The 12,201-nt window shown below is 66.7% G+C and carries 12 protein-coding genes; 3 read left to right on the top strand and 9 right to left on the bottom strand.

The annotated features are described in order from the left end of the window. The 9 genes from BMI01S_RS29965 to BMI01S_RS29925 form a co-directional block, all read right to left on the bottom strand. On the bottom strand, nt 1–747 hold a 747-nt coding region (locus tag BMI01S_RS29965), incomplete at its 3' end, for a sensor protein KdpD (protein ID WP_042291577.1). A 153-nt stretch (nt 748–900) separates the two neighbouring features. Then, a complete protein-coding gene (kdpC, locus tag BMI01S_RS29960; protein ID WP_028210435.1) occupies nt 901–1,479 on the bottom strand; it encodes a potassium-transporting ATPase subunit KdpC in 579 nt (192 codons plus the stop codon). A 44-nt stretch (nt 1,480–1,523) separates the two neighbouring features. Beyond that, nucleotides 1,524–3,620, bottom strand: coding sequence for a potassium-transporting ATPase subunit KdpB (gene kdpB, locus BMI01S_RS29955; RefSeq protein WP_028210436.1), 2,097 nt, complete (start codon nt 3,618–3,620; stop codon nt 1,524–1,526). A gap of 32 nt (nt 3,621–3,652) precedes the next feature. Further along, entirely contained in the window at nt 3,653–5,467 is a 1,815-nt protein-coding gene (gene kdpA / locus BMI01S_RS29950; protein ID WP_028232277.1) for a potassium-transporting ATPase subunit KdpA, read from the bottom strand. After that, nucleotides 5,464–5,556 (bottom strand): K(+)-transporting ATPase subunit F, encoded by a 93-nt coding sequence (kdpF, locus tag BMI01S_RS29945; protein ID WP_027819619.1) that lies wholly within the window; start codon nt 5,554–5,556, stop codon nt 5,464–5,466. The genes kdpA and kdpF overlap by 4 nt, the downstream gene beginning before the upstream one ends. Continuing rightward, a complete protein-coding gene (locus BMI01S_RS29940) occupies nt 5,553–5,675 on the bottom strand; it encodes a hypothetical protein (RefSeq protein WP_028210438.1) in 123 nt (40 codons plus the stop codon). Before BMI01S_RS29940 ends, kdpF begins: the two co-directional genes overlap by 4 nt. Nucleotides 5,676–5,946: 271 nt before the next feature. After that, nucleotides 5,947–6,921 (bottom strand): quinone oxidoreductase family protein, encoded by a 975-nt coding sequence (locus BMI01S_RS29935; protein ID WP_028232276.1) that lies wholly within the window; start codon nt 6,919–6,921, stop codon nt 5,947–5,949. Nucleotides 6,922–6,997: 76 nt separating this feature from the next. Continuing rightward, nucleotides 6,998–7,387 carry a methylglyoxal synthase gene (locus BMI01S_RS29930; protein WP_028210440.1) on the bottom strand — a complete coding sequence of 130 codons (390 nt, stop codon included), beginning with the start codon at nt 7,385–7,387 and terminating at the stop codon, nt 6,998–7,000. An 86-nt stretch (nt 7,388–7,473) separates the two neighbouring features. Then, on the bottom strand, nt 7,474–8,253 hold the full coding sequence (locus BMI01S_RS29925) for an SDR family oxidoreductase (RefSeq protein WP_028210441.1): 780 nt from the start codon (nt 8,251–8,253) through the stop codon (nt 7,474–7,476). 541 nt (nt 8,254–8,794) lie between these two features. On the opposite strand from BMI01S_RS29925, the gene upp reads away from it, so the two are divergent. From upp to purD, 3 genes are all read left to right on the top strand, one after another. Then, nucleotides 8,795–9,445 carry a uracil phosphoribosyltransferase gene (upp, locus tag BMI01S_RS29920; RefSeq protein WP_028210442.1) on the top strand — a complete coding sequence of 217 codons (651 nt, stop codon included), beginning with the start codon at nt 8,795–8,797 and terminating at the stop codon, nt 9,443–9,445. A 648-nt stretch (nt 9,446–10,093) separates the two neighbouring features. Beyond that, a complete protein-coding gene (locus BMI01S_RS29915) occupies nt 10,094–10,822 on the top strand; it encodes a YebC/PmpR family DNA-binding transcriptional regulator (RefSeq protein WP_028210443.1) in 729 nt (242 codons plus the stop codon). Nucleotides 10,823–10,925: 103 nt separating this feature from the next. Beyond that, the gene (gene purD, locus BMI01S_RS29910; protein ID WP_028232275.1) at nt 10,926–12,200 is read left to right on the top strand and encodes a phosphoribosylamine--glycine ligase; all 1,275 of its coding nucleotides are present in this window, start codon (nt 10,926–10,928) and stop codon (nt 12,198–12,200) included. Nucleotide 12,201 lies beyond the last annotated feature (1 nt).

Raw genomic sequence — 12,201 nt, 5'->3', positions numbered from 1 at the left:
CGCCTGCCACACGTGCTGGATCGAGCGGTCGGCGCGATACTCGCGCATCTGCGCGTCCACGCGATCGGCCGTGCGGCGCAGCGCCAGTTCGCGCAACGCGATCAGGTTGCCCTTGCGGAAGAAGTTGCGCACCGCGCGCTCGGCTTGCGCCGGCATGTAGACCTTGCCGTCGCGCATGCGGTCGAGCAACTCTTCGGCGGGCAGGTCGACGAGCGTCACTTCGTCGGCGCCGTCGAACACGCGGTCGGGCACGGTCTCCCATACGCGGATGCCCGTAATCTGCCCCACCACGTCGTTGAGGCTCTCGAGGTGCTGGACGTTGACGGTCGTGTAGACGTCAATGCCCCCATCGAGCAGTTCGTAGACGTCCTGCCAGCGCTTCATGTGGCGCGCGCCGGCCACGTTCGAATGGGCCAGCTCGTCGACGAGCACCAGTTGCGGCTTGCGCGCGAGCGCCGCGTCGAGGTCGAACTCTTCTAGCACACGCCCGCGATACGCGATGCGCTGGCGCGGCATCACTTCGAGGCCGCTGGTCAGCGCGGCGGTCTCGCTGCGCCCATGCGTCTCGACGATGCCCACCACGACGTCCACGCCTTCCTCGGCGCGGCGGCGCGCGGCCTGCAGCATCGCATAGGTCTTGCCGACGCCCGCCGAGGCGCCGAAAAAAACCTTGAGCTTGCCGCGGCGGCGCTTTTCTTCGTCGCGCTGGAGGCGGTCGAGCAGTTCGTCGGGATCGGGGCGGTTCATGCGAAGGTCGGGATGCGAGGTTGGGAATGCACGGCACGTGATGTCACGGACCACGAAAGATCGTCTCACCGCGGCACCGAAATGGCAAACCGCATGCACCGCGCGTCGTGCGCCGTGCATGCGGATGAAGCGCTGATGCCGCTCGAGCGTCGCTCAGCTCGCCTCTTTGCCGTCGAGCGCGAGGTTCAGTTCGAGCACGTTCACGCGCGGCTCGCCGAGCACGCCGAACTGGCGGCCCTTCGTATGCCGATCCACGAGCGCCTGCACATCATTCGCGCTCAGGTGGCGCGCCTGTGCGACGCGCGCCACCTGGTAGGCGGCGGCGGCGGGCGTGATCTCGGGGTCGAGGCCGCTGCCCGAGGACGTCACGAGGTCGACAGGAATGGGCTGCGAGACATCCGTACCCGCCGCCTTGAGGGCGGCGATGCGGCCTTTGACTTCGTCGGCGAGCGCCGGATTGGTCGGCCCGAGGTTCGAGGCGCCGGAACCCGTCGGGTTGTAGGGCATCGGCGTGGTGGCCGAGAGACGGCCCCAGAAGTACTGGGGCGCGTCGAACTGCTGGCCGATGAGCGCGCTGCCCACCACCTTGCCGTCGACTTCGACCAGACTGCCGTTGGCCTGGCGGTGGAACGCGGCCTGGCCGAAGGCGGTCATCACGGCCGGATACACGAGGCCGGTGATGACCGTCAGCACGGCGAAGATCACGATCAGAGGACGAAACTGCGATTTCATTTTGGTTTCCTATGTATCTATCCGTGTGTGTCGGCGGACGTGGATCAGACCCAGCCGAACGCGGCGAGCACCATGTCGATCAGCTTGATGCACGGGAATGGCAGCAAGATGCCGCCGAGGCCGTAGATCAGCAGATTGCGGCGCAACAGCGTCGCGGCGCCGAGCGGCCGGTACTTCACACCCTTGAGCGCGAGCGGAATCAGCATCACGATGATCAGCGCGTTGAAGATCACCGCCGAGAGGATCGCCGACGACGGCGAGCTCAAATGCATGACGTCGAGCACGCGCAGTTGCGGGTAGGTCGTGGCAAACGCCGCGGGGATGATCGCGAAGTACTTCGCTACGTCATTGGCGATCGAGAACGTCGTGAGCGAGCCGCGCGTCATGAGCATCTGCTTGCCGATTTCGACGATCTCGATGAGCTTGGTCGGGTTCGAGTCGAGGTCGACCATGTTGCCCGCTTCCTTCGCGGCCTGGGTGCCCGTGTTCATCGCCACGGCCACGTCGGCCTGCGCGAGCGCCGGGGCGTCGTTGGTGCCGTCGCCCGTCATCGCCACGAGCTTGCCCTGCGCCTGGTGCTCGCGGATCGTTGCGAGCTTGGTTTCAGGCGTGGCCTGCGCGAGGAAGTCGTCCACGCCGGCTTCGGCGGCGATCGCGGCCGCGGTCAGGCGGTTGTCGCCCGTCACCATCACGGTCTTGATGCCCATCTTGCGCAGCTCGGCGAAGCGCTCCTTGATGCCGCCCTTCACCACGTCCTTCAGCTCGATCACGCCGAGCACGCGCGCCGTGCCGTCGTGCATCTCCGCCACCACGAGCGGCGTGCTGCCCCGGCGCGCCACGTCGTCCACGGCGTGTTCGACTTCGGCCGGGAAACGGCCGCCGCGCGCTTGAACGTACTGCTTCACGGCGTCGGCGGCGCCCTTGCGGATTTCGCGCCCCGGCAGATCCACGCCGCTCATCCGCGTTTGCGCGCTGAAGGCGATGAAATCCGCGTGCAGCGGACCCATGTCGCGCTGGCGGATGTTGAAACGCTGCTTCGCGAGCACGACGATGCTGCGGCCTTCCGGTGTTTCGTCGGCGAGCGACGAGAGCTGCGCGGCGTCCGCGAGCACCTCTTCGGTCACGCCCGGCGCGGGCACGAACATCGACGCCTGACGGTTGCCGAGCGTGATCGTGCCGGTCTTGTCGAGCAGCAACACGTCCACGTCGCCGGCGGCTTCCACCGCGCGGCCCGACGTCGCGATCACGTTGGCCTGCATCATGCGGCTCATGCCGGCCACGCCGATCGCCGAGAGCAGACCGCCGATGGTCGTCGGAATCAGGCAGACGAGCAGCGCCACGAGCGCCGTGATCGTGACCACGTGGCCGACCGAATGTGACAAATGAGCGGCTTCGACCGAGAACATCGAGAACGGCAGCAGCGTTGCAGTGGCAAGCAGCAGCACGATGCTTAGCGCGACCAGCAGGATCGTGAGCGCGATTTCGTTAGGCGTTTTCTGGCGCTTCGCGCCTTCGACCATCGCGATCATGCGGTCGAGGAACGCTTCGCCCGGGTTCGCCGTCACGCGCACGACGATCCAGTCGGAGAGCACGCGCGTGCCGCCCGTCACCGACGAAAAGTCGCCGCCCGACTCGCGGATCACGGGCGCCGATTCGCCCGTAATCGCCGATTCGTCCACCGATGCCACGCCTTCGATCACTTCGCCGTCGGCCGGAATCGTGTCGCCGGTCTCGACCAGCACCACGTCGCCGCGGCGCAGGTCGGACGCCGTCATGATGCGGATCGGCGCTTTCGGATGCGGCTCGTTGAGCTTCTTGGCCATCACGTCTTTCTTGGCCTGGCGAAGCGATGCGGCCTGCGCCTTCGAGCGCCCTTCGGCGAGTGCTTCCGCGAAGTTCGCGAACAGCACCGTGAACCACAGCCAGAGCGCGACCGCGAGGATGAAACCCGCGGGCGCTTCGGCCTGGCCCACGAGCGCTGCGATCCAGAGGATCGTCGTGAGCACGCTGCCCACGTACACGCAGAACATCACGGGGTTGCGCAACTGCGTGCGCGGGCTGAGTTTTCTGAACGAGTCCACGACGGCCGGGCGCAGCAGCGCCGGATCGAACATGGACCGGGTTGCACTATGCTGATTCATTTTCGTTTCGCTCATGTTGCGAAGGGCCCCGTTCAATGCACGCCCATCATGATCAGATGCTCGACGCCAGGACCGAGCGCGAGCGCGGGCACGTAGGTGAGCGCGCCGACCAGCAGCACCGTGCCGAGCAGCAGCACGACGAAGAGCGGGCCATGCGTGGGCAGCGTGCCGCCCGTCACCGCAATGCGCTTCTTGCCCGCAAGCGACCCCGCGATGGCCAGCACCGGGATGATCGTGCCGAAGCGGCCGAACCACATGGCAATGGCGAGCAGCGAGTTATAGAACGGCGTGTTCACGGTGAGGCCGGCGAATGCGCTGCCGTTGTTGTTGGCGGCCGAGCTGAACGCATACAGGATCTCGGAGAAGCCGTGCGCGCCCGGATTGGCGATACCGGCCTTGCCCGCGTCGGCAAGCACCGCGATCGAGGTGCCGAGCAGCACGAGCAGCGGCGTGAGCAGCACGACGATCGAGACCATCTTCATCTCGAACGACTCGATCTTCTTGCCGACGTATTCCGGCGTGCGGCCGATCATGAGACCCGCCACGAAGACCGCGAGCAGCGCGAACACGAGCATGCCGTAGAGCCCAGAGCCTACGCCGCCGAAGATGACCTCGCCGAGCTGGATGAAGAGCAGCGGCACGAGCCCGCCGAGCGGCGTGAGCGAGTCGTGCGCCGCATTCACGGCCCCGCACGATGCCGCCGTGGTGGCGACGACGAAAATGCCCGTTTGCGCCATGCCGAAGCGCGTTTCCTTGCCTTCCATGTTGCCGCCCGCCTGCAGCGCACTGGCATGCTGATCGACATTGAGCGACGTGAACATCGGATTGCCGGCCTGCTCGGCGGAAAGCTCGAAGCCCACGGCCACGGCGAACGCGATCGTCATGACCGCCAGCACGGCGATGCCCTGCCTGCGATCCGCCACCATGTTGCCGAATACGAGACACAGGGCCGCCGGAATGAGCAGGATCGACACCATTTCGACGAAGTTCGAGAACGGCGTGGGGTTCTCGTACGGATGTGCGGAGTTCGCATTGAAGAAGCCGCCGCCGTTCGTGCCCAGCATCTTGATCGCGACCTGCGAGGCAACGGGGCCCATGGCGAGCGTTTGCGACGTGACCTTGGTGTCCACCGTCACGGGATTGCCCTTCGCGTCCTTCACGGGGTTGCCCTGGGCGTCGAGCTTCGGCGCGGCGTAGGTCGTGGTCTGCAGAACGGGCACGTCCTGATAGGCCTTGAAGTTCTGGATCATCCCCTGGCTCATCAGCAGCGCGGCGATGAGCGCCGCCATCGGCACGAGGATGTAGAGCGTCGTGCGCGTGAGGTCGACCCAGAAGTTGCCGATGGTCTGCGCCGAGTGCCGCGCAAAGCCGCGGATCAGCGCGATCACCACCACGATGCCGGTTGCCGCCGAGAGGAAGTTCTGCACGGTGAAGCCGAGCATCTGCGTGAGATAGCTCACGGTCTGCTCGGGCGTGTAGTCCTGCCAGTTGGTGTTGGTGACGAAGCTCACGGCCGTGTTGAACGCGCCGTCGACGGTCATCGCGCCGAACTGCTGCGGGTTGCCGAGGTTGGCTGGCAGCCAGCCCTGGATGCGCAGCAGCACGTAGAGAAAGCCCACGCCGAGCACGTTGAACGAGAGGGTGGCGAGCGCATAGCGCTTCCAGCTCATCTCGGCTTGCGGATCGACGCCCGCCACGCGATAAAGCAGGTTTTCGAGCGGCGCGAACAGGCGCACGACGCGCGAGCGACCATCGAGCACGCGCGTGATGTAGCCCGCGAGAGGCACGGCAAGCGCAAGCAGGACGACGATGAAGAGCCCCGTCTGCAACAGATTGCTGGTGTTCATTCGATATCCTCCGCGCGCAGGAGCGCATGGACGAGATAGACGAACAGCAGCAGCGTTGCCGCCCCCGATAGCCAGAAGATCCAGGTCATGAGCGCACTCCCTTCGCGCCCTGATCGCGGCGGTACTGCATGAGCTTCTCGCAGCCTGCGATCAACGCGTAAGTGAGCGCGGCGAAAACCGCCAGCCCCCCGATATACAGCACATCCATTTCGTGTTCTCCATTCACGGATGACGGATGGCTGCAAGGTACCTGTTGCCGCATTAAATCCGGATCAAAGGTTCTGGGCTGTGTATAAAAAACGTGTAAACGACGCGCGGGCCGGGCCTGCACGAGGCCTACCGGCAGCGCAAAAGGAAAAGGCGCGCAACGGTGGTGTTGCGCGCCTTTGGGTTCGCCGTGGCGGCGTAAGGTAAAAGTCGAATCGATACTCCGGCGCCGGTCTCATTGCCTATGCGGCCCGGCACCGCGTCCATTCATCTCAGGGCACCAGCACCGTCGAGCCCGTGGTCTTGCGCGCTTCGAGCGCGGCATGCGCCTCACCGACGTCCTCGAGGGCATAGCGCTGGTTGATCGACGTTTTCACCTTGCCGGAGGCAATCACTTCGAACAGTTCGGCCGCCATCGCCTCGTAGTCGGCGCGCTTTGCGATATACGTGAAGAGCGTCGGGCGCGTGAAGAACAGCGACCCGCGCCCGGCGAACTCCGACGAATCGATCGGCGGCAGCGGCCCCGATGCGTTGCCGAAGCTCACGAACATGCCCAGCGGCGCAAGACAGTCCAGCGATTTCGTGTAGGTGTCCTTGCCGATCGAGTCGTACACCACGGGCACGCCCGCGCCGTTCGTGATCTCGCGCACGCGCGCCGTGAAGTCCTCGCGCGTGTAGACGATGGGATGATCGCAGCCGTGCGCCTTTGCAATCGCGGCCTTCTCGTCCGAGCCCACGGTGCCGATCACGGTCGCGCCCAGCGCGTTCGCCCACTGGCACACCAGGAGGCCCACGCCGCCCGCCGCTGCCTGGATGAGGATGGTGTCGCCGGCCTTCACGCGATAGGTGCGGCGCAGGAGGTACTGGGCGGTGAGACCTTGCAGCATGATCGAGGCCGCCGCTTCGTCGCTGATCGCATCGGGCAGCTTGATCACCTGGTCGGCGCGCAGCACGCGCTCCTGCGCATAGGCGCCCGGCGGACGCGCGACATAAGCCACGCGGTCGCCCACTTTCAGTGCGCTCACGCCCCGGCCCACCGCCGTCACCTCGCCGGCCGCCTCCATGCCTAGCCCGGCGGGCAGCGGCTGCGGATAGAGCCCCGTGCGAAAGTACACGTCGATGTAATTCAGGCCGCACGCGCTCTGGCGCAAGCGCACCTCGCCCTCGCCCGGCTCGCCCACGTCGACGTCCACCCACTTCATCACTTCGGGGCCACCGGTTTTTTCGTAACGGATTGCCTTGGTCATCACGTCTCCTTGGTGTCGTCCTCGCTGCGTATCTGGCAGGATATCTGGCTACATCGCTGGCTACATGGCGCGCGCCTCAGACTGCATTCTTCTGGCGCAGCGTGAGCACGTCGAGAAGCATGCGCGCCGTCGAGATGTTCGTGGCGCACGGCACGTCGTGCACGTCGCAGGCGCGCACGAGCGCGTTGATGTCGGGTTCGTGAGGCTGCGGGGTCATCGGGTCGCGCAGGAAGATCACGATATCGACGTTGCCTTCGGCCAGGCGCGCGCCGATCTGCAGGTCGCCGCCGTGCGGCCCCGAGAGCATGCGCTCCACGTTCAGGCCGGTCGCGGCCTCGATGCGCGAGCCGGTCGTGCCGGTGGCGATGATCTCGCAGTGACGCAGCGTATCGACGTATTCGACCGCCAGCTTGACGATGTCTTCCTTCTTGTGGTCGTGCGCGATCAGTGCGACTTGGGTTGGCATGGCGTCCAGCTCCTTGATGTGAGGGTTGCGTGCGTGGTGGTCCGGATGCGGCGCGAAGGGCACCGCACGGTGTTGTTCGATGTCGTTCAGTAAGTGCCCGGATACGCCCCGCCGTCTATCAGCCAGTTCTGCCCGGTGATATAGCCCGCATGAACGCTGCACAGAAATGCGCAGGCGCGGCCGAATTCCTCAGGCGTGCCGAAGCGCCCGGCCGGAATCGTCTTGATCCGACGCGCACGCGCTTCGTCTTCCGAAATATTGCTCGCCTTCGCCTGCGCGACGATGGTGGAGTGGATCCGGTCGGTATCGAACGCGCCCGGCAGCAGGCTGTTGATCGTGACACCCGTGGCCGCGACCTGGCGCGCCACGCCCGCGACGAAGCCCGTGAGGCCCGAACGCGCGCCATTGGAGAGGCCGAGCACGTCGATGGGCGCCTTCACCGAGGAGCTCGTGATGTTGACGATGCGCCCGAAGCCTCGCGCGATCATCGCGTCGATGGTGGCCTGGATCAGCGCGATCGGCGTGAGCATGTTCGCCTCGAGTGCCGCAATCCATGCTTCGTGTGTGTACTTGCGGAAGTCGCCCGGCGGCGGCCCGCCCGCATTGTTCACGAGGATGTCCGGCGACGGGCAGGCGGCGAGCGCCGCGGCGCGGCCTGCCTCGGTGGTGATGTCGCAAGCCACCGCCGTCACGTCCACGCCCGTGCTCTTGCGGATATGCGCCGCGGTCTCTTCGAGCGTCTGCGCAGTGCGCGCGACGATCGTCACGTTGACGCCTTCGGCGGCGAGCGCCTCGGCGCAACCGCGCCCGAGTCCCTTGCTGGCCGCGCACACCAGCGCGGAGCGTCCTGCGATGCCCATGTCCATCGTATTCGTGTCCTTTTTACTTCGATGACCGTCATATGACAAGCGGGCGCGCGTGAGCCTGCCGCTCAGCCCATGCCGCGCCGCCCTCCAATCTTTTTGCGATTCTAGAAGAATCGGACGCGGCGCGTGGAAGCCCGGCGGCGGCCGGACGCTTCGGGTGCCGGTGGACTGTGCGCGAAACGGCCCTGCCGCACGCCATGCGCGTGCGGCAGCATGTGCGCTTTGCCGCTTGCCCGCTTGCCCGCTTGCCCGCCTGGCCGCCTGGCCGCTTGCCCGCTTGCCCGCTTGCCCGCTTGCCCGCCTGCCCGCTTACAGGTCCGCTTACCCCGCATAACGCCCCCGCTCAGTTCGGTCTTTGCTCCCGCCCAGTTCCCGTATACTTGCGCCTGTAGCGCGGCCCGGCGCCCTCGCAAGCCACGAGCGCTTGCCGCGCGCGGCGGGTCGCGCCCGCCGCAACCGCGCAACCCGGGCACGACGCTCCGGACTCGCGCGGCAGCGGCACGACCGATTCTCCGATTCCCTTGCAGCCTTACGCCCCGCCATGAAACAGGACAGCCGTTTCCCGAATCTCTTCATCCTCGATCACCCGCTGATCCAGCACAAGCTCACCCACATGCGCGACAAGGACACGTCCACGCGCACGTTCCGCGAGCTGCTGCGCGAGATCACGCTGCTGATGGGCTATGAAATCACGCGCGCGCTGCCCATGACGACGCGGCGCGTGCAAACGCCGCTCGTCGAGGTCGACGCACCCGTGATCGCGGGCAAGAAGCTCGCCATCGTGCCCGTGCTGCGCGCAGGCGTGGGCATGTCCGACGGGCTGCTCGAGCTGATCCCGTCGGCGCGCGTGGGCCACATCGGCGTATATCGCGCCGACGACCATCGGCCGGTCGAATATCTCGTGCGCCTGCCCGACCTCGAAGACCGCACCTTCATCCTGTGCGATCCGATGGTCGCCACGGGTTACTCGGCGGCGCACGCCATCGACGTGCTCAAGCGCCGCGGCGTGCCCGGCGAGCGCATCCTCTTCCTCGCGCTCGTGGCGGCGCCCGAAGGCGTGGAGGTGTTCCAGAAGGCGCATCCCGATGTGAAACTCTATGTGGCTTCGCTCGACTCGCACCTCAACGAGCACGCGTACATCATCCCGGGCCTCGGCGACGCCGGCGACCGCCTGTTCGGCACGAAGAACTAGGTCGGCGCGTCCGCGCGGGCATGCCCATGCCGGTGTGCCCACGCCGGTGTGCCCACGCCGGTATGCCCACGCCGGTATGCCCATGCCGGTATGCCCATGCCGGTATGCCCATGCCGGTACGCCCATGCCGGTACGCCGACGCCGGTGTGCCCACGCCGGTATGCCCACGCCGGTATGCCCACGCCGGTACGTCAGCGCCGGCCGTCCCCTTCCCCAGCCTCGATCCCGCCCCGGCGAAGGCGGCGCGCCGCCTCATCACGCAGGCAGGCGAAGCCGGACGGTTCGGGCGTGATAAAATTGAAATCCACCTGAACAGGCGCCGTCCCGGTCGTAATCGGCGACAAGGGCGACCAGGGAAGGCAGCCGGCGAATCCAGGCGGGCGCCGGTGTCGAGCGAGACCGCGCAGGCAGCACGAGCGCCGCGCGATCGTCGCAAGCACTGGCCCGCGACGCCGCGGGCAGGCGCCATGGGGGCGCAAGCGCCATCGAGCGGCACCGCAAGGTCGGACGGGATGCTCAGGGCCGCACCGGCTCGAGCGCGGCACGTCGTTCACACGACGGCGCAGGCACGAGGCCACGCCCGGGAACACGCAACGACAACAGCACATTGCACACTGCACGCGCGCGGCGCGTGCGACGGAGAAAGGTATGGCGGGTCATTCGAAATGGGCCAACATCAAGCACAAGAAGGCTGCTGCTGACGCGAAGCGCGGCAAGGTCTGGACGCGGCTCATCAAGGAAATCCAGGTCGCGGCGCGCATGGGCGGCGGCGATGCCGACACGAACCCGCGCCTGCGTCTGGCCGTCGACAAGGCCTACGACGCCAACATGCCCAAGGACAACGTCAACCGCGCGATCCAGCGCGGCGTGGGCGGCGTGGACGGCGCGAACTACGAGGAAATCCGCTACGAAGGCTACGGTATCGGCGGCGCGGCCGTCATCGTCGACACGATGACCGACAACCGCACCCGCACCGTCGCGGAAGTGCGCCACGCGTTCTCGAAGTTCGGCGGCAACATGGGCACGGACGGCTCGGTGGCGTTCATGTTCGACCACGTCGGCCAGTTCGTGTTCGCGCCGGGCACGCCCGAAGACGCGCTCATGAACGCCGCGCTCGAAGCCGGCGCCGACGACGTCGTGACGAACGACGACGGCTCCATCGAAGTGGTCTGCCCGCCGTTCGACTTCCCGAAGGTGAAAGCCGCGCTCGAAGCCGCGGGCTTCAAGGCGGAAATGGCCGAAGTCACCATGAAGCCGCAAACCGAGGTCGAGTTCACGGGCGACGACGCCGTGAAGATGCAAAAGCTGCTCGACGCGCTCGAGAACCTGGACGACGTCCAGGAGGTGTACACCAACGCGTCGATCGCCGAGGAATAAGGCATCGGCCCGGGAGGCCCCGCTTCCCGCATGCGATTTTTCACGGCCGGCGCACTGTGCGCCGGCCGCAACTGTTTCTGGTTCTGGTCTTTCGGGGATTCACATGAAGTTACTCGTCGTCGGTTCTGGCGGCCGCGAACATGCGCTGGCGTGGAAGCTCGCGCAGGCGCCGCGCGTGCAGCTCGTCTACGTCGCACCCGGTAACGGCGGCACCGCGCAGGACGAGCGGCTCGCCAACGTCGACATCACGGACATCCACGAGCTCGCCGATTTCGCCGAGCGCGAACTGGTCGCCTTCACCGTGGTCGGCCCCGAAGCGCCGCTCGCGGCCGGCATCGTCAACGTGTTCCGCCAGCGCGGCCTGAAGGTATTCGGCCCGACGAAGGAAGCCGCGCAGCTCGAAAGCTCGAAGGACTTCGCCAAGGCGTTCATGAAGCGCCACAACATCCCGACCGCGGCCTACGAGACCTTCTCCGACGCCGCGGCCGCGCACGCCTACGTCGAGAAGAACGGCGCGCCCATCGTCATCAAGGCCGATGGCCTCGCCGCCGGCAAGGGCGTGGTCGTGGCGATGTCGCCGGAAGAAGCGCACCAGGCCATCGACATGATGCTCGCCGACAACAAGCTGGGCGACGCCGGCGCGCGCGTGGTGATCGAGGAATTCCTCGCGGGCGAGGAAGCGAGCTTCATCGTCATGGTGGATGGCAAGCACGTGCTGGCGCTCGCTTCGAGCCAGGACCACAAGCGCCTGCAGGACGGCGACCAGGGCCCGAACACGGGCGGCATGGGCGCTTACTCGCCCGCGCCCATCGTCACGCCGCAGCTGCACGCGCGCGTGATGCGCGAAATCATCCTGCCGACCGTGGCGGGCATGGAAAAGGAAGGCATCCGCTACACGGGCTTCCTTTACGCCGGCCTCATGATCGACGCGCAAGGCAACCCGAAGACGCTCGAATTCAACTGCCGCATGGGCGACCCGGAAACGCAGCCGATCATGGCGCGCCTGAAGGGCGACTTCTCGAAGGTCGTGGAGCAGGCGATCGCCGGCACGCTGAATCAGGTCGAGCTCGAATGGGACCGCCGCACCGCGCTGGGCGTCGTGCTCGCCGCGCACAACTACCCGGACACGCCGCGCAAGGGCGACCGCATCAGCGACATCCCGGCCGAGACCGCCGATTCGGTCACGTTCCATGCGGGCACGCAGATGGTGGACGGCAAGCTCGTGACCTCGGGCGGCCGCGTGCTGTGCGTGGTCGGTCTCGCCGATTCGGTGCGCAGCGCGCAGCACGTGGCTTATGAGACCGTGAACCGCATCTCGTTCGACGGCATGCAGTATCGCAACGACATCGGGTATCGCGCCGCAGGGCGTAAGCAGTAAG

The sequence above is a fragment of the Paraburkholderia mimosarum LMG 23256 = NBRC 106338 genome, assembly GCF_000739815.1.
Lineage (GTDB): Bacteria > Pseudomonadota > Gammaproteobacteria > Burkholderiales > Burkholderiaceae > Paraburkholderia > Paraburkholderia mimosarum.
Note: the sequence above shows the minus strand (reverse complement) of the source record. Positions and strands in the feature narration are given on the sequence as shown.